Consider the following 25,850-nt stretch of genomic DNA (forward strand, 5'->3'; position numbering starts at 1 on the left):
GACGTAAATAAGCGCGTCATGGTTCTGAACACATAAAGAAGGCGACCATCCAGGTCGCCTTTTCTGTTATTCCGGCTCGCCGCCGACGCCCGACGGTTTATTGCGGACGCTCCTTCAGCGGAAAGCGGCGGCGCACCAGCACAAAGAACAGCGGTACGAAAAAGATGGCCAGCACGGTGGCGGAGATCATCCCGCCCATCACCCCGGTACCGACCGCATGCTGGCTGCCGGAGCCGGCTCCGGTGCTGGTGGCCATCGGCAGGACGCCGAAGATAAACGCCAGCGAGGTCATCAGAATGGGGCGCAGGCGCTGACGGCAGGCCGACAGCGTGGCGCTGAGCAGATCCTGGCCTTTCTCGTTGAGCTCATTGGCGAACTCGACGATCAGAATGGCGTTTTTCGCCGACAGGCCGATCACCGTCAACAGGCCCACCTGGAAGTAAACGTCATTCTCCAGGCCGCGCATCCAGGTCGCCAGCAGGGCGCCAATCACCCCGAGTGGGACCACCAGCATCACCGAGAACGGCACCGACCAGCTCTCGTACAGCGCCGCCAGGCACAGGAACACCACCAGCAGAGAAATCGCGTACAGGGCCGGCGCCTGAGCGCCGGAGAGGCGTTCCTGATAGGACATGGCGGTCCATTCGAGGCCAAAGCCGGTTGGCAGCTGCGCGGCCAGTTTCTCCATCATGTCCATCGCGGTACCGGTACTGATGCCCGGCGCCGCCTCACCGACGATCTCCACCGCCGAATAGCCATTGTAGCGCTCCAGACGCGGCGAGCCGGTCTCCCAGCGCGAGGTGGCGAAGGCCGAGAACGGCACCATCGTGCCGCTGCTGTTGCGGACGTACCAGAGATTGATATCGTCAGGCAGCATTCGATATTTCGCCGCCGCCTGGACGTAGACTTTCTTCACCCTCCCGCGATCCATAAAGTCGTTGATGTAGCTCGACCCCCACGCGGTTTGCAGCGTATCGTTGATGTCGTCAATGGAGACGCCCAGCGCCTGAGCTTTACGCTGATCGATATCGACCTGCAGCTGCGGGCTGTCGTCGAGCCCGTTATGCCGGACGCGGGTCAACAGCGGGTTTTTACCCGCCAGCTCAAGCAGCGTATCGCGTGCCGCCATCAGCGCATCGTGCCCCTTACCGGCGTGATCTTCCAGCTCCATATCGAAGCCTGCCGAACTGCCGAGGCCGCTGATCGCCGGCGGGCTGCTGGCGATGACCCGGGCTTCGTTGATCTGATTAAACGCTTTGGTGGCGCGTTCAATAATGGCAAAGGAGGAGCCGGTTTGCGGATCGCGCTGGTCCCAGTCTTTGAGGCGCACGAACATACGGGCTACGTTCTGCCCGTTGCCGCCGGGGCCGGAGCCAACGGTAGCGAACACCGACTCCACGTTTTGCTTCTCGTTATTGAGGAAGTAATCTTCCGCTTTCTGCACCACTTTCAGCGTCTGCTGTTGGGTGCTGCCGCTCGGCAACTGTACCGAGGTGGTGAACATTCCCCGATCCTCCAGCGGCAGGAATGAGGTGGGCAGATGCAGGAACAGGAACACCATCCCGCCGAGCAGAACGACGTAGATCAGCATCCAGCGCAGCGAGCGATGAAGAATTTTGCCGACGAAGGTTTCATAGCGGCTGGCGCTGCGGTTAAAGGTGCGGTTGAACCAGCCGAAGAAGCCTTTTCTCTCATGAGATTCACCTGGCTTAACCGGTTTGAGCAGGGTGGCGCAAAGGGCCGGGGTGAGGATCATGGCCACCAGCACCGAGAGGACCATCGCCGCGACGATAGTAATTGAGAACTGGCGATAGATAGCGCCGGTGGTGCCGCCGAAGAAGGCCATCGGCACAAACACCGCCGACAGCACCATCGCGATCCCCACCAGCGCGCCCTGAATTTGTCCCATCGATTTGCGGGTGGCTTCCCGCGGCGACAGGCCTTCCTCGCTCATGATGCGCTCAACGTTTTCCACCACCACGATGGCGTCATCCACCAGCAGGCCGATAGCCAGCACCATCGCGAACATCGTCAGGGTGTTGATGCTGTAGCCACAGGCATAAAGCACCGCGAAGGTGCCCATCAGCACCACCGGCACGGCGATGGTCGGGATCAGGGTGGCGCGGAAGTTCTGCAGGAACAGATACATCACGAGGAAAACCAGCAGGATCGCCTCCAGCAGGGTTTTCACCACGTCGGTAATGGAAGCCTTCACGAAGGAGGTGGTCTCGTAGGCGACTTTATATTCCAGCCCGTGCGGGAAATACTGCGACAGCTCATTGAGGCGAGCGATCACGCGCTCCGCGGTGGCCATTTCGTTGGCGCCGGAGGCGAGCTTAATTCCCAGGCCAGAGGCGGCCTGGCGGTTATAGCGGCTAAGATAGTCGTACTTCTCCGCCCCCATCTCCACGGTAGCGACATCGCCGAGGGTCACCTCTGAACCATCCTGATTGACGCGCAGGGTGATATTGCGAAACTGCTCCGGGGTTTGCAGCAGAGATTGCGAGTTGATGGTGGCGTTCAGCGCCTGCTTATCGACGGAAGGCGTGCCGCCTAGCTGGCCGACGGCAATCTGGGCGTTCTGCGAACTGATGGCGTCGGTAACATCCTTGGTGGTCAGCTGGAAGCTATTGAGCTTTGCCGGATCGAGCCAGATGCGCATTGAGTATTGCGAGCCGTAGGCGTCGATATCCCCTACGCCGTTGACGCGGCTGAGCGGGTCCTGAATGTTACTGGCGACGTAGTCGGCGATATCCTGTTTATCCATACTGCCGTCGGTGGAGACGAAGGCGAGGGTCAGGATATTGGTATCGCCAGTCTTGCGCACCGTTACCCCCTGGTTTTGCACCGCCTGCGGCAGCTTACGCATCGCCGACTGCAGCTGGTTTTGCACCTGCTGCACGGCTTCGTCCGGGTCGGTACCGGCGGTAAAACTGAGGGTGATGGTCGCCTGGCCGGTGGCGCTGCTCTGGGATGACATATACATCAGGTTATCGAGGCCGGTCATATTCTGTTCGATAACCTGGGTGACGGTATTCTCCAGGGTTTGCGCGGAGGCGCCGGGATAGTTGGCCGTGACCCGCACATTCGGCGGGGCCAGATCGGGATACTGTTCAACCGGCAGCGACAAAATGGCAAGGGTGCCCGTCAGGCATAACAGGATTGCCAGCACCCACGCAAAAATGGGGCGATCGATAAAGAAATTCGCCATCAGAATAAAAACCTCATATGCACATGTTCTTGTTATTGCACAGCCTGTGCCACTTTAGCCCCAGCGCCTCCGGCAATCGTGGAGAAATTAAGGAGATAGTGTAATTTATCATGTTGCTTTTGCCGTATCGTAAAGAAACATCGAACTTTCCTGCCGCCGGGTCGGCCACTCCGCTTCGCCCGCAGCACCCGGTGACGCATTATTCCTTGCCGATGTGAAACCTGATTTCATTTAAGTCAAAAAAATTGATCCAAAACGGATTCTTTCCAGAAAAAGGGTATCCTGGGCAAATGAACATTGTTCCGGCCTCGTCTTGTCGGGTAATAAATAGGCATGCGCATTAAGGGGTTATTCACCAATAAGACAAAAGGAAGCCATGAACCACTTTATATTGAGCGATAGCCGAAAATGTATCGGTTGCCAGGCCTGCGAAGTGGCCTGCGTAATGGCGCATAACGAGGAGCAACATGCGCTGACCCCGCAGCGCTTTTTGCCCCGTATCACCGTGATTAAAGCAGAAGGGCAGCGTAACGCCATCACCTGCCGCCACTGCGAAGACGCCCCCTGCCTCCGCAGCTGCCCCAACGGCGCCATCGCCCAGACTGGCGACAGCGTTCAGGTCTGTCAGGAGAAATGCATTGGCTGTAAATCCTGCATGGTGGCCTGCCCGTTCGGGGTGATGCAGGTCGTGGTCACGCCGCAAGCCGCAGGCCAGGTGAAAGCCAGCGCGCAAAAATGCGATCTGTGCGCGGGCCGCGAGGCGGGACCGGCCTGTGTGGAAAACTGTCCGGCGCAGGCGCTGACCCTCGCCGACGATGAGACATTGACCACGCTGGCCAGGCAGCGGCGTCTGCGGTCGGCCTGCCAGGAGGCGCAGCCGTGGCAGCGCGGCGCGGCCCCCGCCAGGCAGCCCGACGCCGGCGAGAAGGCCAGGCAAATGGCGATGACGCCGCCGCGCGGAGAGCCGGATAAGCTGGCGGCGGAGGCGCGTAAGAGCCACTTTGAGGAGATCTATCAGCCGTTCACCCCGACGCAGGCACGGCAGCAGGCCGCCCGCTGCCTGAAATGTGGAGAACACAGCATCTGTGAATGGACCTGTCCACTGCATAACCACATTCCACAGTGGGTCGAGCTGGTGAAGGCAGGGGATATCGCCGCCGCGGTCGCCCTGTCCCATCAGACCAACTGTCTGCCGGAGATCACCGGCCGCGTCTGCCCTCAGGACCGGCTGTGTGAGGGCGCCTGCACCCTGCGCGATGAAAGCGGCGCGGTCACCATCGGCAATATTGAGCGATTTATATCCGACCAGGCGCTGGCCAGCGGCTGGCGTCCGGACCTCTCGCAGGTTAAGCCGAGCGGCAAACGGGTGGCGATTATCGGCGCCGGACCGGCCGGGCTGGCCTGCGCCGATGTGCTGGTGCGCCACGGCGTACAGCCGGTGGTCTTTGACCGTCATCCGGAGATCGGCGGCCTGCTGACCTTCGGCATTCCGGCGTTCAAGCTGGATAAGTCACTGCTGGCCCGGCGGCGGGCGATTTTCTGCGAGATGGGCGTCCACTTTGAGCTCAACTGCGAGGTGGGGAAAGATATCCCCCTGGCGACGCTGCTGGCTGAGTATGACGCGGTGTTCGTCGGCGCCGGAACCTATCGCTCCATGAAGGCCGGCCTGCCGAATGAAGAGGCGCCCGGGGTCTACGACGCGCTGCCGTTTCTTATCGCCAACACCAAACAGGTGATGGGGCTGACGGAATCGGCGCTGGAGCCTTATGTCAACACCGCCGGGCTGAACGTGGTGGTGCTGGGGGGCGGCGATACGGCGATGGACTGCGTGCGCACCGCGCTGCGCCATGGCGCCCGCCAGGTGACTTGCGCCTATCGGCGGGATGAAGCCAACATGCCGGGCTCGAAAAAAGAGGTCAAAAACGCCCGCGAAGAGGGGGCGCTCTTTGAGTTTAACGTCCAGCCGGTGACGCTTGAGCTGGACGAGAACGGACGGGTGAACGGGGTTCGCTTTTTGCGCACCGAGCTTGGCGCTCCGGACGCCGGCGGAAGACGCCGCCCGACGCCGATCCCCGGCAGCGAGTTTGTTATGCCGGCAGAGGCGGTGATCATGGCCTTTGGCTTCCACCCGCACCGCATGCCCTGGCTGGAAGCGGCCGGGGTGGCGCTGGACAGCCAGGGGCGGATTAAAGCCGGAGTGGAGAGCCGTTACCGTTATCAGACCAGTCAGGAGAAGATCTTCGCCGGCGGCGATGCCGTGCGCGGCGCCGACCTGGTGGTAACGGCGATGGCGGAAGGCCGTCATGCGGCGCAGGGGATCCTTGACTATCTGGGGCTGAAAACGACGCCGCTTCACTGACGACAAACCCGGCTCCGCAGCGTAGTATGAGGGCGTCCTTTTACGCTGTGGGGTCGGTATGTCACTCAATATTCACGTCATTAAAGATAAAATCCTCTCTGAGAACTGGTTCGTACTACGCAACATGACCTATGAGCTGACGCGGGCGGACGGCAGCGTCGTGCGCCACAAACGCGAGGTCTACGATCGCGGCAATGGCGCCACCGTGTTGCTGTATAACCGTCATAAGCAGACGGTGGTCCTGGTGCGTCAGTTCCGGGTCGCCACCTGGGTCAATGGCAATCATGACGGCATGCTGATTGAAACCTGCGCCGGGCTGCTGGACAACGACGAGCCGGAGGCCTGCATTCGGAAAGAGGCGGTGGAAGAGACCGGCTATGAAGTGGGCGAGGTGCGAAAGCTGTTTGAGCTGTTTATGTCGCCAGGCGGCGTCACCGAAGTGGTGCATTTCTTTATCGCCGAGTACAGCGACGCCCAGCGAACCACCAGCGGCGGCGGGGTGGATGACGAAGCCATCGAGGTGCTGGAGCTGCCCTTTAGCCAGGCGCTACAGATGGTCGCTGATGGGGAGATCCGCGACGGGAAAGCGGTCATTCTGCTGCAGTATCTGCAAACCTCCGGCCTGATGTCGGGGAACTCTGACAAATCCGATTGAGTCAGCGGCTGCCGTTGTCCAGGATAGGCGCCGTGGTCGGGTTTATCTGGGGTCGGGCGGTTCATGCTTTTTCGCATCATTTTTTTCCTCTTTCTGGCGGTGCTGCCTTGCTCACAGGCATGGTCGGCACCGGCGCAGCAGCGCTTCAACGACTGGCAGGTCACCTGTAATAACCAAAATTTCTGCGTCACCCGCAACGTGGGGCTGCATTATGGTCTGGTGATGACCCTCAGCCGCAGCGCCGGGGCGGCTACTGACGCCAGCCTGCGTATCGAACTGGGCGGCACCGGCAATCCGGTGGCGACGCTCGCGCCGATAGCACCGCGCCTGCTGCTGGATGGTAAACCGCTGTACCTGACCGACAAGCGCTGGCGCATTGAAGATAAACTCATTAAAACCGACGACAGCGTGACGATCGATGCCTTCCTTCAGCGGGTCCAGGAGGGAAAAACCCTCTCGCTGGCCAACGGCCTGCAGACCATCTCCCTGCAGGGGCTGAAAGCGGCCCTGTTATTTATCGATGCCCGGCAAAAGCGGGTGGGCAGCGAAACGGCCTGGGTCGGCAAAGGGGAGGAGCCGCCGCTCAGCGTACCGCCGGCGCCGGCGCTGCGCGCGGTGGCGAGCGCGGTCACGGCGCAGTCGCCGCTGGGACGTGATGAACTCAACGATCTGATGGATTACGGCAATGAGCGGATGAGCAACAGCAACTGCTCCCTCGATCCGTTCCGCCGCGAAATTCGCGTCACTGCGCTGACGGATGACAAAGTGCTGCTGATGACCAGCTGTGAATCCGGGGCGTACAACACCGTCTGGCTGGCCTGGCTGGTCTCCCGCCAGCGCCCGTATGTCGCCCGTCAGGTGCGGCTGACGCTGCCATTTCAGCCGCCCGGCGAGGCGCCGCGGGAGATTGAGCTGATTAACGCCAGCTATGATGACCGTCGTCATGAGCTGGTGACCCTGGACAAGGGGCGCGCGTCTGGCGATTGCGGGATCCAGACCCGCTGGCGTTTTGACGGCCAGCGGTTCAGTCTCTCCCGTTACGCACAGCAGCCGACGTGCGACAACTGGCAGGGGCCAGATGCCTGGCCCACGCTGTGGATCACCCGTTAAGCACCTGTTCGGCGGTGGCGACGATATGGTCGACCGTAAAGCCAAAGAACGGGAACAGCTGCTCCGCCGGGGCGGATTCACCGTAGCCGGTCATGCCGACGATCTTGCCTTTTAAGCCGACATATTTATACCAGTAGTCCGCTATCCCGGCCTCGACGGCCACCCGGGCGCTGACGTCCGACGGCAGCACCGACTCGCGCCAGGCCTCGTCCTGAGCGTCAAACACGTCGGTGGAGGGGAGCGAAACCACCCGCACATTCACTCCGTTGGCCAACAGTTTTTCCGCCGCCAGGACGGTGATTTCCACTTCCGAGCCGGTGGCGATAAGGATCAGGTCGGGTTTGCCGCCGGCATCCTTCAGCACGTAGCCGCCCCGGGCGATATCCTGAACCTGTTGCGGGGTACGCGGCATCTGCGCCAGGTTTTGTCGCGACAGGATCAGCGCCGTCGGTCCGCCCTGACGCGCGATGGCCGCCTGCCAGGCGACGGCGGTCTCCACCTGGTCGCAAGGGCGCCAGGTGCTGAAGTTGGGCGTCAGCCGCAGACTGGCCAGCTGTTCCACCGCCTGGTGGGTCGGACCGTCTTCCCCAAGACCGATGGAGTCATGGGTATAGACCATGATCTGCCGGGCCTTCATCAGGGCCGCCATGCGCGCGGCGTTGCGGGCGTATTCCACAAACATCAGAAAGGTCGAGGTATAGGGAATGAAGCCCCCGTGCAGGGCGATGCCGTTAGCCACCGCGGTCATGCCGAATTCGCGCACGCCGTAGTGAATATAGTTGCCGGCGGCATCCTCTTTAATCGATGTCGAGCCAGACCAGATGGTCAGGTTACTCGGCGCGAGATCCGCCGAACCGCCCAGCAGCTCCGGGAGGTGGGGGCCGTACGCGTTCAGCGCATTCTGCGAGGCTTTACGGCTGGCGATCTTCGCCGGCTCGGCCTGCAGCTTCGCCACGTAGTCACGCGCCGTCGCGGCAAAATCTTCCGGCAGGGCGCCTGCCATGCGACGGGTTAGCTCAGCGGCCAGTTCCGGGAACTGCTGCTGGTAGGCGGCGAATTTCTCGTTCCAGGCGTGCTCGGCTTTTTCGCCGCGTGGCCGCGCATCCCAACCCTGATAGATCTCTTTCGGGATCTCAAAGGGCGGATATTTCCAGCCCAGCTGCTGGCGGGCCAGGGCCACCTCTTTTTCACCCAGCGCCGCGCCGTGCGACTCCTCTGAGCCGGCTTTGTTGGGCGAACCGAAGCCGATGATGGTCCGACAGATGATCAGCGACGGCTTATCTTTCACCGCCTGCGCTTCCGTAATGGCTTGTTTGATGGCCTGCGGATCGTGGCCGTCGATATCGCCGATCACATGCCAGTGGTAGGCGCGGAAGCGTTCCGCTGTATCGTCGGAAAACCAGCCTTCGGTTTTGCCGTCGATGGAGATGCCGTTGTGATCGTAAAAACCGATCAGCTTGCCCAGTCCGAGCGTGCCTGCCAGCGAACAGGCTTCATGGGAGATCCCCTCCATCAGACAGCCATCGCCCATGAAAACCCAGGTGTGATGGTCGATAATCTCATGACCGGGGCGGTTAAACTGCGCCGCCAGGGTGCGTTCGGCAATGGCCATACCGACGGCGTTCGCCAGCCCCTGGCCCAGCGGGCCGGTGGTGGTCTCCACCCCGGGGGTATAGCCATGCTCCGGGTGACCCGGCGTTTTAGAGTGAAGCTGGCGGAACTGCTTCAGCTCTGACAGCGGCAGATCGTAGCCGGTCAGGTGCAGCAGACTGTAGAGCAGCATCGACGCGTGGCCGTTGGACAGAATAAAGCGGTCGCGGTCCACCCAGCCAGGGTTCTGCGGATTGTGCTTGAGAAAATCGTTCCACAGCACTTCGGCAATATCTGCCATCCCCATTGGCGCACCGGGGTGGCCGGAATTGGCTTTCTGCACCGCGTCCATACTCAGGGCGCGGATGGCGTTGGCAAGCTCTCTTCGGGACATAGTTTTCTCCGTGAGACTAAAGTGACAGTTTGGCGGCAAGCAGATCTTCCAGTTTGCGTTGATCGACGGCGAACAGGCGGATACCCTCCGCCAGCTTTTCGACCGCCATAGGATCCTGATTATGTTCCCAGCGGAACTCCGCCTCGCTGAGCGGCACCGGGCGCGGCAGGATCTGGCTGGCAGGGATCAGTTTGCGCACCACCGGGGCGTCGCTGGCCTGCAGTTCTTTTAATAAAGGCGGGGCGATGGTCAGGCGGTCGCAGCCGACCAGGGCGAGGATCTGCTCGGTGCGGCGGAAGCTGGCGCCCATCACGATGGTGTTGTATTTATGCTGTTTGAAGTAGTCATAGATATTGCGCACGGATTTCACCCCTGGATCTTCCTCAACCACGTAAGGATCCAGCGGTTTGCGCGCCTGATACCAGTCATAAATACGCCCGACGAAAGGGGAGATCAGATAGACCCCGGCCTCGGCGCAGGCCCGGGCCTGGGCGAAGGAAAACAGCAGCGTCAGGTTGCAGTGGATCCCCTCTTTTTCCAGCGTTTCGGCGGCGCGGATCCCCTCCCAGGTGGAGGCCAGCTTGATCAGGATCCGTGACTTATCAATGCCCATCTCCTGATACAGCGCCACCAGATGGCGCGCCTTCTCGATACTCTTCTCCCGGTTGAAGGAGAGCCGGGCGTCCACCTCGGTGGAGACACGGCCAGGAATGCTTTTGAGGATCTCCGCGCCAAAATTGACCGCCAGCTTATCGCAGGCGTGAGTTACCTGCGCTTCGCGGCTGCCTCCTTGCTTTTTGGCCCAGGCGATCGCGTCGTCGATGAGTCCGCTATAGGACGCCAGCCCGGCGGCCTTCAGCAGCAGGGAGGGGTTGGTGGTGGCATCTTCCGGATGGTAGTGGCGGATGGATTCGATGTCGCCGCTGTCGGCGACCACGGTGGTGAACTGCTTAATACTGTCTAGCTGATTCATGGATAAGTCCTCCTGGAACAAGGTGTTACATGAGTGCTTGCCGGTATGCGGTATAAATATTGATGAGGTACATAACCAAAAAGCATAGCAGACGGGGCTATTATTGGCGGCGAATCCGGGTAACATAACCGCTATAAATTGATAACAACCAGATCATAGCGATGGCCAGAGTTTGGCGGTGTTCAAAGTTTATCGCCCCGCCAGGAGGGATACTGTCTGCCACTGAAAGGTGAACGACAGGATGGTCATCACGCTTTTTCCCTACGAACGATACGTGAAAGAAAGGAATATAAAATGGATGAGCAGTTAAAACAGAGCGCCCTCGACTTCCACGAATTTCCGGTTCCCGGAAAAATCCAGGTCTCACCGACCAAACCTCTCGCCACCCAGCGCGATCTGGCGCTGGCCTACTCGCCGGGCGTCGCGGCCCCCTGTCTGGAAATCGAAAAAGATCCGCTGGCGGCTTACAAATATACCGCCCGCGGCAACCTGGTGGCGGTCGTCTCCAACGGCACTGCGGTGCTGGGGCTTGGCAACATCGGCGCCCTGGCCGGCAAACCGGTAATGGAGGGCAAAGGCGTCCTGTTTAAGAAATTTGCCGGCATCGATGTGTTTGATATCGAAGTCGATGAGCTGGACCCGGACAAATTCATTAACGTCGTCGCCGCCCTCGAGCCGACCTTCGGCGGCATCAACCTCGAAGATATTAAAGCGCCGGAGTGTTTCTACATTGAGCAGCAGCTGCGCGAGCGGATGAATATTCCGGTGTTCCATGACGATCAGCACGGCACGGCGATCATCAGCACCGCGGCGATCCTCAACGGCCTGCGCGTCGTTGAGAAGAATCTGTCCGACGTGCGGATGGTGGTCTCCGGCGCGGGGGCGGCGGCTATCGCCTGCATGAACCTGCTGGTGGCGCTGGGGATGCAAAAGCACAACATCGTGGTCTGCGATTCGAAAGGCGTTATCTATAAGGATCGTGAGCCGAACATGGCGGAAACCAAAGCGGCCTACGCGGTGGAAGACGACGGCAAACGCACCCTTGATGACGTGATCGACGGCGCGGACATTTTCCTCGGCTGCTCCGGTCCGAAAGTGCTGACCCCGGAGATGGTGAAGAAGATGGCGCGCGCGCCGCTGATCCTCGCCCTGGCCAACCCGGAGCCGGAAATTCTGCCGCCGCTGGCGAAGCAGGTCCGCGATGACGCCATCATCTGCACCGGCCGCTCCGACTACCCTAACCAGGTCAACAACGTCCTCTGCTTCCCGTTCATCTTCCGCGGCGCGCTGGACGTCGGCGCGACGGCGATCAACGAAGAGATGAAGCTGGCGGCGGTGCATGCCATTGCCGAGCTGGCCCACGCCGAGCAGAGCGAAGTGGTCGCCTCCGCCTACGGCGATCAGGATTTAAGCTTTGGCCCGGACTACATTATTCCGAAACCGTTCGATCCGCGGCTGATCGTCAAGATCGCCCCCGCGGTGGCGAAGGCGGCGATGGACTCCGGCGTGGCGACGCGCCCGATCGCCGATTTTGACGCCTATATCGAGAAGCTGAGCGAGTTCGTCTATAAGACCAACCTGTTTATGAAGCCTATCTTCTCTCAGGCGCGCAAAGAGCCGAAGCGCGTGGTGCTGGCGGAAGGGGAGGAGACCCGGGTGCTGCACGCCACCCAGGAGCTGGTGTCGCTGGGGCTGGCCAAACCGATTCTGGTGGGGCGCCCGAGCGTGATTGAAATGCGCATCCAGAAGCTGGGCCTGCAGATCAAGGCCGGCGTTGACTTCGAGATCGTCAATAATGAATCCGACCCGCGGTTTAAAGAGTACTGGAGCGAGTACTACCAGCTGATGAAACGCCGCGGCATTACCCAGGAGCAGGCGCAGCGGGCGGTGATTAGCAACACCACGGTGATTGGCGCCATCATGGTTCACCGTGGCGAAGCGGATGCGATGATCTGCGGCACCATTGGCGAGTACCACGACCACTACCGCGTGGTGCAGCCGCTGTTCGGCTATCGCGACGGCGTCAGCACCGCCGGGGCGATGAACGCGCTGTTGCTGCCGAGCGGCAACACCTTTATCGCCGACACCTATGTCAATCACGATCCATCGCCGGAAGAGCTGGCGGAGATCACCCTGATGGCGGCGGAAAGCGTGCGTCGCTTTGGTATCGAACCGCGGGTGGCGTTGCTGTCGCATTCCAACTTTGGCTCTGCCGACTGCCCGTCCGCCAGCAAGATGCGCAGAACCCTTGAGCTGGTGAAGGCGCGCGCGCCGGAGCTGATGATCGATGGCGAAATGCATGGCGACGCCGCGCTGGTGGAAAGCATTCGCAACGATCGCATGCCGGACAGCCCGCTGAAGGGGTCGGCCAATATTCTGGTGATGCCGAATATGGAAGCCGCCCGGATCAGCTATAACCTGCTGCGCGTCTCCAGTTCGGAAGGGGTCACCGTCGGGCCGGTGCTGATGGGGGTAGCGAAGCCGGTGCATATCCTGACGCCGATCGCCTCTGTGCGTCGCATCGTGAATATGGTGGCGCTGGCGGTTGTCGAAGCGCAAACCGAACCGCTGTAAACGTCATAAAAAAGCCCCGGTACTCCGGGGCTTTTTGGTCTGATTTGGCGTCGCTCAGATCCAGGCTTTCACTTTAATAAACTCGTTCAGCGCCGCCTCAGGGCTGCCGGCCTCCGGCTGGTAATCATATTCCCAGCGCACCAGCGGCGGCATCGACATCAGAATAGATTCCGTCCTACCGCCGGTCTGCAGACCGAACAGGGTGCCACGGTCCCAGACCAGATTGAATTCGACGTAGCGGCCGCGGCGATAGAGCTGAAAATGGCGCTCACGCTCGCCGTACGGCGTGGCTTTTCGGCGTTCGACGATGGGTAAATAGGCGTCAGCGTAACCGTTACCCACTGCCTGCATAAAGGCGAAGCAGTGGTCAAAATCCGGGGTGTTCAGGTCGTCAAAGAACAGACCGCCAATCCCGCGCTGTTCCTGGCGGTGCTTCAGATAGAAATATTCATCGCACCATTTTTTATAGCGCGGATAGACGGCTTCGCCGAAAGGCAGACACAGATCGCGGGCGGTACGATGCCAGTGGACGGCATCCTCTTCAAAGCCGTAGTAAGGGGTTAAATCAAAGCCGCCGCCGAACCACCACACCGGCTCGGCGCCAGGCTTTTCGGCAATAAAGAACCGCACGTTGGCGTGGCTGGTGGGCACATAGGGGTTCAGCGGATGGACCACCAGCGAGACGCCCATGGCTTCAAAGCTGCGTCCGGCCAGCTCCGGGCGGTGGGCGGTGGCGGAGGCTGGCATGGCGTCGCCATGGACATGGGAAAAGTTGACCCCCGCCTGCTCGAACACATTGCCGTCGCGCAGCACCCGGCTGCGTCCGCCGCCGCCGCCTTCCCGCTGCCAGGCGTCTTCAATAAACGGCGCGCCATCCACGGCGCTTAGCTGCTGACAGAGGCTGTCCTGCAGCTGGAGCAGAAAAGTTTTAACCTGCGCGGCATCGGGTTTCATTAACGTCTCTTCGAATGGGCTTTCTGGTTATCGAACCAGTGGAAATAGCTGATAATGCCGTTGGCAATCGCGGTGGCGATTTTCTGCCGGAAGGCGGTGGTGCCGAGCAGTTTTTCCTCGTTCGGGTTCGTAATGAACGAGGTTTCCACCAGCACGGACGGTATGGACGGCGACTTCAGCACCACGAACGCCGCCTGTTCGGTATTGCGGCTGTGCAGCTTATGCACCGGCTTGATCTTTTTCAGGATATGCGAGCCCAGCGTCAGGCTGTTTTTAATGGTGTCGGTCTGTACCAGATCGAACAGCACCTGCTGCAGCAGATGGTCTTTATCCGTCGCTTTCTTACCGGCGACCTCGTCGGCGCGGTTTTCGCGATCGGAGAGGTATTTCGCCATGGCGCTACTGGCGCCGCGGTTTGACAGAGCGAACACCGAGGCGCCGGCAGCGCTCGGGTTGGTGAAGCCATCGGCGTGGATCGACATAAACAGATCGGCGCCGTGCTGATGGGCAATCTCCACGCGGTCATACAGCGGGATAAAGGTATCGCCGGTGCGGGTCAGGCGGGCGTCAATGCCGTTGCTGCGCAAGATGCTGCGCACGTTCTTAGCGATCGCCAGCACCACATGCTTCTCTTTCGAGCCATTATGGCCGATAGCCCCGGTGTCGATGCCGCCGTGGCCCGGGTCGAGCATCACAATGCGGCGTGCGCCGGCCTTTTTGGCGGCGGGTTTGCTGTGTCCATTTGATGTTTTCAGTGGCTGCTCTTTTGCGCTGACCTGTGCAGTGACGCCGCTCAGCGTCATGGCAGCCAGCCCGGCTTTCAGCACCTGACGGCGCGAAGCAAGTATTTTTAAGGGTTTAAAAGTGCTCATTCGGCCTGAATTGTAAACAAGTGATGTCCAATGTTATATCGTATCGCGTTTGCCGTTACGACCATTCAAAATAAGAATTGTTTTACTTTTCATTTCAATACATGACAAAGTCATATTATGCCATTTTTTGTCGCTGATTTCGCCTGATATTGGCTATCAGTCATATTCGCGCCATAATCACTGTTTTTAACCGTCAATGGTGGGGAATACCATGGAGATTCGCGTTTTTCGCCAGCAGGATTTCGAAGAGGTTGTGACGCTGTGGGAGCGTTGCGATCTGCTGCGTCCCTGGAACGATCCGGAGATGGATATTGAGCGCAAGCTGAATCACGATGTCAGCCTGTTCCTGGTGGCGGAAGTGAACGGCGAAGTCGTCGGTACGGTGATGGGCGGATATGACGGCCATCGCGGGTCGGCCTACTATCTGGGCGTCCATCCGGAATATCGCGGTCGGGGGATCGCGAACGCGCTGCTCAACCGTCTGGAGAAAAAGCTGATTGCTCGCGGCTGCCCGAAAATCAATATTATGGTCCGCGAGGACAACGACGTGGTGCAGGGGATGTACGAGCGGCTGGGCTATGAGTACGCCGATGTCCTGACCCTGGGCAAACGCCTGATTGAAGATGAAGAATACTGAGTTTATCCCCGCCGATTTTGATGCCCATGGCCGTCTGCGTCTGCCTTTCCTTTTCTGGTGCGTGCTGTTGTTACAGGCCCGCACCTGGGTGCTGTTCTTGATGGCCGGCGCGTCGCGTCAGCAGGGCGACGCGATTCTAAATCTGTTCTATCCCGATCACGACCGCTTCTGGCTCGGTCTACTCCCCGGCGTGCCGGCGGTGCTGGCCTTTCTGCTTAGCGGCTATCGTCAGCGCCTGCCGCGCCTGTGGCGGGCGATGCGCTGGCTGCTGGTGTTATCGCAAGTGCTGCTGTTGCTGTGGCAGCCGATGCTATGGCTGAGCGGCGAATCTCCCTCCTCGCTGACCATCGGACTGCTGGCGGCGGATGGTTATGCCCTGTGGTGGCTGGCGACCAGCCGTCGCCTCGGCGCCTGTTTTCGCCAGACCACCTTTTAATGGCACTTTTTGCCGATCGTGAACTCCAACATGCGTTGAATGACTCAGAAAGGATTGTGATATGAAATCGCTACGTGTAATGCTCTGCGCGCTTCCGCTGGCGCTGACCGGCTGCTCAACGATGAGCGCGGTCAACTGGTCGGCGGCCTATCCGTGGAACTGGTTTAGTTCTTCCACCGAGGTGACCGAGCAGGGGGTGGGGAAACTGACGGCGTCCACGCCGCTCAACGAACAGGCCATTAGCGATGCGCTGGGGAGCGACTACCGTTTGCGCAGCGGAATGAAGACCGATAAGGGGAATATCGTCCACTACTTTGAAGCGCTGAAAGACAACAGCGTGGCGCTGACCATCAATGGCGACAACGGCGCCATCAGCCGGATTGACGTCCGCGATGCCGAAATCAAAACCGCCAGCGGCGTGAAAATCGGCACACCGTTCAGCGACCTGTACAGCAAAGCCTTCGGCAACTGCCAGAAAGGCAGCAATGACAATGGCGCGGTCGTCGAGTGTCAGGCCGAGGGGAGCCAGCATATCAGTTACGCCTTCACCGGTCACTGGAGCGGCCCGGACGAGCTGATGCCCTCCGACGATACGCTGAAAAACTGGAAGGTCAGCAAAATTATCTGGCGTCGCTAAATTGATCTGAAGAGACACGACGGCCCTGAAAAACGGTTACAATGGCGCGTTAGCAACGCGACAGCGTTGTAGTTGCATCATTTCAGGAGGAGCGATGTCTCAGGTTCAGAGCGGCATTTTGCCGGAACATTGCCGCGCGGCGATTTGGATTGAAGCCAATATCAAAGGGGACGTTAACGCCCTGCGCGAAGCGAGCAAAAATTTTGTCGATAACGTGGCCACCTTCCAGGCTAAATTCCCCGACGCTAAACTCGGTGCGGTGGTGGCGTTCGGCAATACCGTCTGGCGTCAGCTGAGCGGCGGCGAAGGGGCGGAGGAGTTAAAAGATTTTCCGGTCTACGGCAAAGGGCTGGCGCCATCCACCCAGTATGACCTGCTGATTCATATTTTATCCGCCCGCCATGAAGTGAACTTCTCGGTGGCGCAGGCCGCGCTGGCCGCCTTTGGCGACGCTATCGAGGTGAAAGAAGAGATCCACGGCTTCCGCTGGGTGGAAGAGCGTGACCTCAGCGGCTTCGTCGACGGCACCGAAAACCCGGCGGGGGAAGAAACCCGTCGTGAAGTGGCGGTGATCAAAGACGGCGTGGATGCGGGCGGCAGCTACGTATTCGTCCAGCGCTGGGAGCATAATCTCAAACAGCTGAACCGCATGAGCGTGCCGGATCAGGAGATGATGATTGGCCGCACCAAAGAAGCCAACGAAGAGATCGATGGCGACGCACGTCCGGTCACGTCTCACCTGAGCCGCGTTGACTTAAAAGAAGATGGCAAAGGGCTGAAAATCGTCCGCCAGAGCCTGCCGTATGGCACCGCCAGCGGTACCCATGGCCTCTATTTTTGCGCCTACTGCGCGCGTCTGTACAACATCGAGCAGCAGCTGCTGAGCATGTTCGGCGATACCGACGGCAAACGCGACGCGATGCTGCGCTTCACCAAACCGGTGACCGGCGGCTATTACTTCGCGCCGTCCCTGGAGCGTATTCAGGCGCTGTAATGCTTTCCCCTCACCCTAACCCTCTCCCTGAGGGAGAGGGCCGGGGTGAGGGGGAGAGTTCCTCGTGCGTGCGCAGGATCACCTGCAGCACGCCGGTTTCGTTCCGGTCATACTCGATATTCCAGAAGCGTAAAACGGTCCAGCCCTGCTGCTTAAGCCATGTTGTGCGCCGGGCATCGTATTCAGTCCGGCTGTCATGCTGGCCGCCGTCGAGCTCAATCACCAGGCGAAATCTTGAATATAGGGTCCAGCGGGATGCTGGCGGCGAAACTTGTAGCTGGCAAAACGGCGATCGCGCAGCTGGTGCCACAGGCGGCGCTCCTGCGGCGTCAGGTGGCGGCGCAACTGCCGGGCGTCATTTGTGCTGTTTTCCATTAACAAAGTGTGCCACGCTGTTCGCTCCTCGTCCGATTTCATCACCTTATTTGCCAGCCGCTTTCAGCTAAGCTTTGCCAGGTGCTTATTCCCTTTTCGACTTCCAAATCGCCAAACGGTATATAAAACCGTTACTCCTTTCGTACCCGTTATAAATATGATGATCATCAGTAAATGATCATTTTTGATAAGGGTGCGCAATGGCCGTTAAATCACTGAAAAAAGGATATCTGGCGCTGGCGGCTTCCATGCTGCTGGTGGCGCAGGCGCAGGCGACGGAGCTGCTGAACAGCTCCTATGATGTCTCCCGCGAGCTGTTTGCCGCCCTTAACCCGCCTTTTGAGCAGCAGTGGGCGAAGGACAATGGCGGGGACAAGCTGACCATCAAGCAGTCGCACGCTGGCTCGTCCAAGCAGGCGCTGGCGATCCTGCAGGGCCTGAAGGCGGACGTGGTGACCTACAACCAGGTGACGGACGTGCAGATCCTGCATGACAAAGGCAACCTGATCCCGGCCGACTGGCAAAGCCGCCTGCCGAACAACAGCTCGCCGTTCTATTCGACGATGGGCTTCCTGGTGCGCAAAGGCAACCCGAAAAACATTCATGACTGGAATGACCTGGTCCGCTCTGACGTTAAGCTGATCTTCCCGAACCCGAAAACCTCGGGCAACGCGCGGTACACCTACCTGGCGGCCTGGGGCGCGGCGGATAAAGCCGACGGCGGCGATAAAGCCAAAACCGAACAGTTTATGACCCAGTTCCTGAAGAACGTCGAAGTCTTCGACACCGGCGGACGCGGGGCGACCACCACCTTCGCCGAGCGCGGCCTGGGCGATGTGCTGATCAGCTTCGAGTCGGAAGTGAACAATATTCGCAAGCAGTATGAGGCGCAGGGATTTGAAGTGGTGATCCCGAAAACCAACATTCTGGCGGAGTTCCCGGTGGCCTGGGTGGATAAAAACGTCAAAGCCAACGGCACGGAAAAGGCGGCGAAGGCCTACCTGAACTGGCTCTACAGTCCGCAGGCGCAGACCATCATTACCGACTACTACTATCGGGTAAACAACCCGAAAGTGATGGATTCGCTGAAGGATAAATTCCCGCAGACCGAACTGTTCCGCGTGGAGGACAAGTTTGGCTCCTGGCCTGAGGTGATGAAAACCCACTTCGCCAGCGGCGGCGAACTGGACAAACTGCTGGCGGCGGGGCGTAAGTAATGTTTGCTGTGTCGTCCAAGCGCGTGCTGCCGGGCTTTACCCTGAGCCTCGGCACCAGCCTGCTGTTTGTCTGTCTGATTCTGTTATTACCGCTCAGCGCGCTGGTGATGCAGCTGGCGCAGATGAGCTGGGCGCAGTACTGGGATGTGATCACCAACCCGCAGGTGGTGGCGGCCTATAAGGTGACGCTGCTGTCGGCGTTCGTGGCCTCGATTTTTAACGGCGTCTTCGGCCTGCTGATGGCGTGGATCCTTACCCGCTATCGTTTTCCGGGCCGCACGCTGCTGGATGCCTTAATGGATCTGCCGTTTGCGCTGCCGACGGCGGTGGCCGGCCTGACCCTGGCTTCGCTGTTTTCGGTTAACGGCATTTACGGGGAATGGCTGGCGAAGTTCGATATTAAAGTGACCTATACCTGGCTCGGTATCGCCGTGGCGATGGCGTTCACCAGCATCCCCTTCGTGGTACGTACCGTGCAGCCGGTGCTGGAAGAGCTGGGTCCGGAATATGAAGAAGCAGCGGAAACGCTGGGCGCTACGCGCTGGCAGAGCTTCCGCAAGGTGGTGCTGCCGGAGCTGTCGCCAGCCCTGCTGGCGGGCATTGCCCTGTCGTTTACCCGCAGCCTCGGCGAATTTGGCGCGGTGATTTTTATCGCCGGCAACATCGCGTGGAAGACGGAAGTGACGTCGCTGATGATCTTTATTCGACTGCAGGAGTTTGACTATCCGGCGGCGAGCGCCATCGCCTCGGTGATCCTGGCCGCCTCACTGCTGCTGCTGTTTTCCATCAATACCCTGCAGAGTCGCTTTGGTCGACGCGTGGTAGGTCACTAATGGCGGAAGTTACTCAATTGAAACGCTACGACGCGCCCCGCATCAACTGGGGAAAATGGTTTCTGATTGGCGTCGGGATGCTGGTCTCCGCCTTCATCCTCGTGGTGCCGATGCTTTACATCTTTATCCAGGCCTTCAGCAAAGGGTTAATGCCGGTGCTGGAAAACCTGGCCAATCCGGACATGCTCCACGCCATCTGGCTGACAGTGATGATCGCCTTGATTACCGTGCCGGTGAACCTGGTGTTCGGGACCTTGCTGGCCTGGCTGGTCACGCGTTTTACGTTCCCGGGACGCCAGCTGCTATTGACGATGCTGGATATCCCGTTCGCTGTCTCGCCGGTGGTAGCCGGTCTGGTTTATCTGCTGTTCTACGGCTCTAACGGTCCGCTGGGCGGCTGGCTTGATGCGCATAACCTGCAAATCATGTTCGCCTGGCCCGGCATGGTGCTGGCGACGATCTTTGTCACCTGTCCGTTTGTGGTGCGTGAGCTGGTGCCGGTGATGATGAGTCAGGGCAGTCATGAAGATGAGGCGGCGGTCTTGCTGGGCGCTTCCGGCTGGCAGATGTTCCGCCGGGTGACGCTGCCCAATATTCGCTGGGCGCTGCTGTACGGCGTGGTGTTGACCAACGCCCGCGCCATCGGCGAATTCGGCGCGGTGTCGGTGGTCTCCGGTTCGATCCGCGGAGAAACGCTGTCGCTGCCGCTGCAAATTGAATTACTGGAGCAGGATTACAACACCGTCGGCTCGTTTACCGCCGCGGCCCTGCTGACGTTAATGGCTATTCTGACCCTGTTTTTAAAGAGTATGTTGCAATGGCGTCTGGCCAATCAGGAAAAACGCGCGCAACAGGAGGGAAATCATGAGCATTGAGATTGCCAATATTAAGAAATCGTTTGGTCGCACCCAGGTGCTGAATGATATCTCGCTGGATATCCCTTCCGGACAAATGGTTGCGCTGCTGGGGCCTTCCGGCTCCGGGAAAACGACCCTGCTGCGGATTATCGCCGGGCTGGAACATCAGACCAGCGGTCATATCCGCTTCCACGGTACCGACGTCAGCCGGATGCACGCCCGCGACCGTAAAGTGGGCTTCGTCTTCCAGCACTATGCGCTGTTCCGCCATATGACGGTGTTCGATAACATCGCCTTTGGCCTGACCGTGCTGCCGCGCCGCGAACGACCCAACGCCGCGGCGATTAAAGCCAAAGTGACCAAACTGCTGGAGATGGTGCAACTGGCCCACCTGGCGGATCGCTATCCGGCGCAGCTGTCCGGTGGTCAGAAACAGCGCGTGGCGCTGGCGCGCGCCCTGGCGGTAGAGCCGCAAATTCTGCTGCTGGATGAACCTTTCGGCGCGCTGGATGCGCAGGTGCGTAAAGAGCTGCGCCGCTGGCTGCGTCAGCTGCATGAAGAGCTGAAATTTACCAGCGTGTTCGTCACCCACGATCAGGAAGAGGCGATGGAAGTTGCCGACCGGGTGGTGGTGATGAGCCAGGGCAACATCGAACAGGCCGATGCGCCTGAACGCGTGTGGCGTGAGCCGTCGACCCGCTTCGTGCTGGAGTTCATGGGGGAAGTGAATCGCCTGCAGGGGGTTATCCGCGGCGGACAGTTCCACGTTGGCGCTCACCGCTGGCCGTTAGGCTATACCCCGGCTTACCAGGGGCCGGTGGATCTGTTCCTGCGTCCGTGGGAAGTGGACATCAGCCGCCGAACCAGCCTGGATTCGCCGCTGCCGGTGCAGGTCCTGGAGGCCAGCCCGAAAGGTCACTACACCCAATTAGTCGTCCAGCCTCTGGGGTGGTATGACGAACCGCTGAGCGTGGTGTTAACGGGCGATGAGGCGCCGTCCCGCGGCGAACGGCTGTTCGTCGGGCTGCAAAACGCGCGCCTGTACAACGGTACCGAGCGTATCGAGCCGCGCGGCGAGCTTGCTCTGGCGCAGTCGGCCTGATAGCTTAAATCCATGTGCTTTTGCCGGGTGACGCTGTGTTTACCCGGTCTGGAATTATCACGCGTCTGGTAGGCCGGGTAAGCGAAGCGCCGCCCGGCTTTTTTATTGAGTAAAAATCGTGAATACACTCGAACACACCATCGGCAATACCCCTCTGGTCAGGCTTCAGCGTCTGGGGCCGGACAATGGCAGCGAAATCTGGGTCAAACTTGAAGGCAATAATCCAGCCGGTTCGGTGAAAGATCGCGCTGCGCTGTCGATGATCGTTGAAGCGGAAAAGCGGGGCGAAATTCAGCCCGGCGACGTGCTAATTGAAGCGACCAGCGGCAACACCGGTATCGCGCTGGCGATGATCGCCGCGCTGAAAGGCTACCGGATGAAGCTGCTGATGCCCGACAACATGAGCCAGGAGCGCCGGGCCGCGATGCGCGCCTATGGCGCCGAGCTGATCCTGGTCACCAAAGAGCAGGGGATGGAGGGGGCCCGCGACCTGGCCCTGGAGATGGCTCAGCGCGGGGAGGGCAAACTGCTCGATCAGTTCAACAACCCGGACAACCCCTACGCCCACTACACTACCACCGGGCCGGAAATCTGGCAGCAGACCGCGGGGCGTATCACCCACTTTGTCTCCAGTATGGGGACCACCGGCACCATTACCGGCGTGTCACGTTTTCTGCGCGAACAGAGTAAACCGGTGACCATTGTCGGCCTGCAGCCGGAGGAGGGCAGCAGTATTCCCGGGATACGCCGCTGGCCGGCAGAGTATATGCCGGGGATCTTTAACGCTTCGCTGGTGGATGCGGTGCTGGATATTCATCAGCAGGATGCCGAGAACACCATGCGTCAGCTGGCGGTACAGGAAGGCATTTTCTGCGGCGTCAGCTCTGGCGGCGCGGTAGCCGGGGCGTTACGTATCGCTCGCGAAAACCCAGGCGCGGTGGTGGTGGCGATCGTCTGTGATCGCGGCGATCGCTACCTCTCCACCGGCGTGTTCGGCGAGGAACACTTTAGCCAGGGGGCGGGTATTTAATCATCGAGCAGGTCGGTGCCGTAGGAGTTATCGACGGTGCACAGCCAGCGCTCGCCCTGCTTCTGAAAGACATAGGTTGCGCGTCGCGTAACCTGTGTTATCCCCTGTGCCGTCGGGATATCCAGCCGGGTCTCCATAATCACCAGCGCATTGCCGCCGCCCTCGATGATCTCCATTTTCCCCTGAGTCACGATCAGCCGGTGCTGGAAATAGTCGGCAATGGCGATAAACGCTTTGCGGATATTCTCTTTCCCTCTGACCACCATGCCCGGTTTGACGACCAGCGCGGCGTCTTCCGCGTAATAGCCCATCAGGGTATCGTAATCTTCCTGCGAGATAGCGCGGTCGCAGGCCTCAATGGCTGTTTTTAGCGTCAGGTCAATGTGATGCATCTCTGGTGCTCCTTATTGTGAGCGATTTATCAGCCACCGAGAGCGTTGTATCCGTCTCGACGTTCCGGTCATGCAGGTAAGACTACGCCTGTTTTCGTTTAATTTTTCAGTAACTTGTCGACAGCTGCCATCCCTCCCCGATGCGTTCGGCGCACTGCCTGCGTCAGGGGGCGTCTAACACCTGGGCTATATCGGCCGCCAGGCGGGCAATCTCAGCGTCGCTCAGGCGGCCCAGCGACAGGCGTAGCCCGTGGGAGGGCGTACGGATGCCAAACACCTCCCCCTCGCGGACCAGCCAGCCGGCCCGGGCCAGGCGTAAGGCGTAGGGTTGGCTCGCCGTTGGCAGCGGCAGCCAGAAATTGAGGCCATCGCCAGGCGCAGCATGACTGTCGCCGTGCCGGGCCAGCGCTGCCGCCAGTTTCTCATTCTGTTGCCGATAGTGACGGCGGGTCTCCGTCATCGAGGCGATAAACGCCTTATCGGTGAGACAGGCCAGCGTCAGATCCTGCAGCAGATGGCTGACCCACTGGCTGCCGGCGTTAAGCCGCAGACGCAGCGCGGAGGAGGTGTCGACATCGCTGGCGATAAAAGCCAGCCGCAGGTCTGGCCCGAGGGTTTTTGACATCGAACGCACCACCGCCCAGCGTTGGGTGCTCGCTGGCAGAGGAGAAAACCAGGGCGTGGCCGACAGCAGGGCAAAATGGTCATCGACGATCGCCAGTACCTGCGGATAGCGGGCCAGCACCTCCCGCAGGGCATGCGCCCGGGTTTCCGTCAGGCTACAGCCGGTAGGATTGTGCGCGCGCGGGGTCAAGATCACCGCCCGCGCGCCGTTGCGTAATGCCTCCTCCAGCCCGTCTGGATCCATCCCCTCGGCATCCACCGCCACCGGGCAGGGGGTAAAGCCAGCGTAACGCACCATATTGATGCTGCTGAGAAAACAGGGATCTTCAACCACCACGCCGTCGCCGGGGAGCAGCAAGGCGCACAGCAGACGCTCCAGCGCGTCAATCGCCCCGCTAGCGAGATTCAGGGCAAAGGGAACGGTTATCTCCCTGGCAAACCATGCCTCAGCCCATTCTCCTAGCCGCGGCTCGATGGGGGCATCGCCATACAGGCGGGGCGTGTGGGCAATTTGGCCCAGATAGCGTGGTAAATCAGGCAGCCTGGCGGGGTCCGGATTGCCGCTGGAAAGATCGTTCAGCGGCGTCGTGGGGTCACCGCCTTCCAGCGCCGGCAGCGGATCCCGTGCTTTGATAGCTGTGCCGTTCCGTCCCTGGCTGACGGCCAGCCCGGAGGTGACCAGCCGTTTATAGGCGGCGGCGACGGTATTGCGATTCACCGCAAGCTGGCTGGCGAGCTCGCGGACCGGCGGCAGAACCTCTCCGGGCTGCAAGCCACCGCTCTGCACCAGATGGCGGATATGATCGAAGATATCGCTGGCGGTTTTTCCGGCAAACATTATTGACCTATGACAAAATGAAATTTAGCATAGGACGAATCATAATCAGAGCGTGACCCGCTGTCCAGCGGGGGGAGAAAAGATGGGCCAGCAAGATGACATACAATCAGTGCTCTTTCACGACAAAAGCCGGGCGTCGGAAGTCGATATCGTCGCCGTGCAGTCGCAGGTAGTCTACGGCAGCGTCGGCAACAGCATCGCGGTACCGGCGATTAAACAGCACGGTCTGCGCGTGCTGGCGGTACCGACGGTGCTGTTCAGCAATACGCCCCATTATGAGACGTTCTATGGCGGCATTATCCCGGAGGAGTGGTTTGTCGGGTACCTGCAGGCGCTGGAGGAGCGCGACGCGTTGCGCGAACTGCGTGCGGTGACGACCGGTTATATGGGCAACGCCGTGCAAATTGAACGTCTGGCGCAGTGGCTGACGCGGGTCCGCGACCGCCATCCCGATCTCTGTATTCTGGTGGATCCGGTGATTGGCGATGTCGACAGCGGCATCTACGTCAAGGCCGAGATCCCGGACGCCTATCGTCAGCACCTGCTGCCGCTGGCGCAAGGGATCACCCCTAATCTGTTTGAGCTGGAGACGCTGAGCGGCCAGCGCTGTCGCAATCAGCCGGAGGCGGTCTCCGCGGCGCGTAGCCTGCTGTCGGACAGCCTCAAATGGGTGGTGATCACCAGCGCGCCGGGAGAGGCTGATTCGACGATCAATGTGCTGGTGGTGACGGCCGATGCGGTGGAGGTGGTGGTTCACCCGCGGGTGGAGACGGATTTAAAGGGTACCGGCGATCTGTTCTGCGCCGAGCTGGTGAGCGGGTTGCTTTCCGGCCTGGCGCTGGGTGCTGCGACGGAGGCAGCCGCCCAGCGCGTGCTGGAGGTGATGAACTGGACTGCCGCGCAGGGATGTGACGAACTGATCCTGCCGCCGCTGGAGAAACAGAGATGAAAAGCTATCGGTTAGTGATCCGTCAGCAGGGACGCATTGTTGGTCATTTTGATACTTCAGGGGAGGCGGCGCTGGAGGATGCCTGCGTGGCGCGGTCGCTGTTCGGCCTGGCCGGTGGATATCAGTGTGAACTGCTGGTCTCTGACAGCGAGCGGCGAATTCTGGAGAGCACTCCGGAAGGATTGCGTATCTTATCCCGCGAAAAATGCTATCAGCCGGTGACCCATGCGATATAAA

At 60.1% G+C, this 25,850-nt stretch carries 22 protein-coding genes and 1 pseudogene; 15 read left to right on the top strand and 8 right to left on the bottom strand.

The window, feature by feature from the left end:
- Nucleotides 1-97: 97 nt before the first annotated feature.
- Nucleotides 98-3,211, bottom strand: a complete 3,114-nt coding sequence (gene acrD / locus ACOI7Z_RS22630) for a multidrug efflux RND transporter permease AcrD (RefSeq protein WP_087848848.1) — start codon at nt 3,209-3,211, stop codon at nt 98-100.
- Between the two features lie 376 nt (nt 3,212-3,587).
- Between acrD and aegA the strand changes: the two genes are divergently transcribed.
- From aegA to ACOI7Z_RS22645, 3 genes are all read left to right on the top strand, one after another.
- A complete protein-coding gene (gene aegA, locus ACOI7Z_RS22635; RefSeq protein ID WP_261902142.1) occupies nt 3,588-5,570 on the top strand; it encodes a formate-dependent uric acid utilization protein AegA in 1,983 nt (660 codons plus the stop codon).
- A 58-nt stretch (nt 5,571-5,628) separates the two neighbouring features.
- Entirely contained in the window at nt 5,629-6,225 is a 597-nt protein-coding gene (nudK, locus tag ACOI7Z_RS22640) for a GDP-mannose pyrophosphatase NudK (RefSeq protein ID WP_002913754.1), read from the top strand.
- 63 nt (nt 6,226-6,288) lie between these two features.
- Nucleotides 6,289-7,335, top strand: coding sequence for a DUF1176 domain-containing protein (locus ACOI7Z_RS22645; RefSeq protein ID WP_420702442.1), 1,047 nt, complete (start codon nt 6,289-6,291; stop codon nt 7,333-7,335).
- Here the strand turns inward: ACOI7Z_RS22645 and tkt are convergent.
- Nucleotides 7,325-9,319: a transketolase gene (gene tkt, locus ACOI7Z_RS22650; protein WP_023290606.1), complete on the bottom strand. Its 1,995-nt coding sequence runs from the start codon at nt 9,317-9,319 to the stop codon at nt 7,325-7,327. The two genes, ACOI7Z_RS22645 and tkt, sit on opposite strands and share 11 nt — an antisense overlap.
- A gap of 16 nt (nt 9,320-9,335) precedes the next feature.
- A complete protein-coding gene (tal, locus tag ACOI7Z_RS22655; RefSeq protein WP_023290605.1) occupies nt 9,336-10,292 on the bottom strand; it encodes a transaldolase in 957 nt (318 codons plus the stop codon).
- 294 nt (nt 10,293-10,586) lie between these two features.
- Between tal and maeB the strand changes: the two genes are divergently transcribed.
- The gene (maeB, locus tag ACOI7Z_RS22660) at nt 10,587-12,866 is read left to right on the top strand and encodes an NADP-dependent oxaloacetate-decarboxylating malate dehydrogenase (protein ID WP_023290604.1); all 2,280 of its coding nucleotides are present in this window, start codon (nt 10,587-10,589) and stop codon (nt 12,864-12,866) included.
- Between the two features lie 54 nt (nt 12,867-12,920).
- On the opposite strand, the gene hemF is transcribed toward maeB, so the two are convergent.
- Both hemF and amiA read right to left on the bottom strand, forming a co-directional pair.
- Nucleotides 12,921-13,820: an oxygen-dependent coproporphyrinogen oxidase gene (gene hemF / locus ACOI7Z_RS22665; RefSeq protein WP_064155262.1), complete on the bottom strand. Its 900-nt coding sequence runs from the start codon at nt 13,818-13,820 to the stop codon at nt 12,921-12,923.
- Entirely contained in the window at nt 13,820-14,692 is an 873-nt protein-coding gene (gene amiA, locus ACOI7Z_RS22670) for an N-acetylmuramoyl-L-alanine amidase AmiA (RefSeq protein ID WP_004201984.1), read from the bottom strand. Before amiA ends, hemF begins: the two co-directional genes overlap by 1 nt.
- A gap of 211 nt (nt 14,693-14,903) precedes the next feature.
- Between amiA and ACOI7Z_RS22675 the strand changes: the two genes are divergently transcribed.
- The 4 genes from ACOI7Z_RS22675 to ACOI7Z_RS22690 all read left to right on the top strand — a co-directional run bounded on the left by ACOI7Z_RS22675 (nt 14,904) and on the right by ACOI7Z_RS22690 (nt 17,396).
- A complete protein-coding gene (locus ACOI7Z_RS22675; protein ID WP_002913637.1) occupies nt 14,904-15,329 on the top strand; it encodes a GNAT family acetyltransferase in 426 nt (141 codons plus the stop codon).
- A complete protein-coding gene (locus ACOI7Z_RS22680; protein ID WP_032453690.1) occupies nt 15,316-15,765 on the top strand; it encodes a DUF2919 domain-containing protein in 450 nt (149 codons plus the stop codon). The genes ACOI7Z_RS22675 and ACOI7Z_RS22680 overlap by 14 nt, the downstream gene beginning before the upstream one ends.
- Before the next feature lie 61 nt (nt 15,766-15,826).
- Nucleotides 15,827-16,402, top strand: a complete 576-nt coding sequence (locus ACOI7Z_RS22685; protein WP_420702443.1) for an RpoE-regulated lipoprotein — start codon at nt 15,827-15,829, stop codon at nt 16,400-16,402.
- Nucleotides 16,403-16,496: 94 nt separating this feature from the next.
- Entirely contained in the window at nt 16,497-17,396 is a 900-nt protein-coding gene (locus tag ACOI7Z_RS22690; protein ID WP_048297987.1) for a Dyp-type peroxidase, read from the top strand.
- A gap of 10 nt (nt 17,397-17,406) precedes the next feature.
- Here ACOI7Z_RS22690 and ACOI7Z_RS22695 read toward each other — a convergent pair.
- Nucleotides 17,407-17,771: pseudogene (locus ACOI7Z_RS22695) on the bottom strand (endonuclease domain-containing protein).
- A gap of 200 nt (nt 17,772-17,971) precedes the next feature.
- On the opposite strand from ACOI7Z_RS22695, the gene cysP reads away from it, so the two are divergent.
- The 5 genes from cysP (at nt 17,972) to cysM (ending at nt 22,810) form a co-directional block, all read left to right on the top strand.
- The gene (gene cysP / locus ACOI7Z_RS22700) at nt 17,972-18,988 is read left to right on the top strand and encodes a thiosulfate/sulfate ABC transporter substrate-binding protein CysP (RefSeq protein ID WP_032444750.1); all 1,017 of its coding nucleotides are present in this window, start codon (nt 17,972-17,974) and stop codon (nt 18,986-18,988) included.
- A complete protein-coding gene (gene cysT, locus ACOI7Z_RS22705) occupies nt 18,988-19,821 on the top strand; it encodes a sulfate/thiosulfate ABC transporter permease CysT (protein ID WP_002913626.1) in 834 nt (277 codons plus the stop codon). The genes cysP and cysT overlap by 1 nt, the downstream gene beginning before the upstream one ends.
- The gene (cysW, locus tag ACOI7Z_RS22710; RefSeq protein ID WP_004201990.1) at nt 19,821-20,696 is read left to right on the top strand and encodes a sulfate/thiosulfate ABC transporter permease CysW; all 876 of its coding nucleotides are present in this window, start codon (nt 19,821-19,823) and stop codon (nt 20,694-20,696) included. Before cysT ends, cysW begins: the two co-directional genes overlap by 1 nt.
- Nucleotides 20,686-21,780, top strand: a complete 1,095-nt coding sequence (gene cysA / locus ACOI7Z_RS22715; protein ID WP_004201991.1) for a sulfate/thiosulfate ABC transporter ATP-binding protein CysA — start codon at nt 20,686-20,688, stop codon at nt 21,778-21,780. Before cysW ends, cysA begins: the two co-directional genes overlap by 11 nt.
- A gap of 118 nt (nt 21,781-21,898) precedes the next feature.
- On the top strand, nt 21,899-22,810 hold the full coding sequence (gene cysM, locus ACOI7Z_RS22720) for a cysteine synthase CysM (RefSeq protein WP_044524311.1): 912 nt from the start codon (nt 21,899-21,901) through the stop codon (nt 22,808-22,810).
- On the opposite strand, the gene ACOI7Z_RS22725 is transcribed toward cysM, so the two are convergent.
- Nucleotides 22,807-23,202, bottom strand: coding sequence for a YybH family protein (locus tag ACOI7Z_RS22725; protein WP_087848850.1), 396 nt, complete (start codon nt 23,200-23,202; stop codon nt 22,807-22,809). The genes cysM and ACOI7Z_RS22725 overlap by 4 nt on opposite strands.
- A gap of 163 nt (nt 23,203-23,365) precedes the next feature.
- The gene (gene ptsJ / locus ACOI7Z_RS22730; protein ID WP_087848851.1) at nt 23,366-24,664 is read right to left on the bottom strand and encodes a transcriptional regulator PtsJ; all 1,299 of its coding nucleotides are present in this window, start codon (nt 24,662-24,664) and stop codon (nt 23,366-23,368) included.
- An 82-nt stretch (nt 24,665-24,746) separates the two neighbouring features.
- Between ptsJ and pdxK the strand changes: the two genes are divergently transcribed.
- Nucleotides 24,747-25,613, top strand: a complete 867-nt coding sequence (gene pdxK, locus ACOI7Z_RS22735) for a pyridoxine/pyridoxal/pyridoxamine kinase (protein ID WP_087848852.1) — start codon at nt 24,747-24,749, stop codon at nt 25,611-25,613.
- On the top strand, nt 25,610-25,849 hold the full coding sequence (locus ACOI7Z_RS22740) for a hypothetical protein (protein ID WP_044524307.1): 240 nt from the start codon (nt 25,610-25,612) through the stop codon (nt 25,847-25,849). Before pdxK ends, ACOI7Z_RS22740 begins: the two co-directional genes overlap by 4 nt.
- Nucleotide 25,850 lies beyond the last annotated feature (1 nt).

Source organism: Klebsiella sp. C283, assembly GCF_048822555.1.
Taxonomy (GTDB): domain Bacteria; phylum Pseudomonadota; class Gammaproteobacteria; order Enterobacterales; family Enterobacteriaceae; genus Klebsiella; species Klebsiella quasipneumoniae.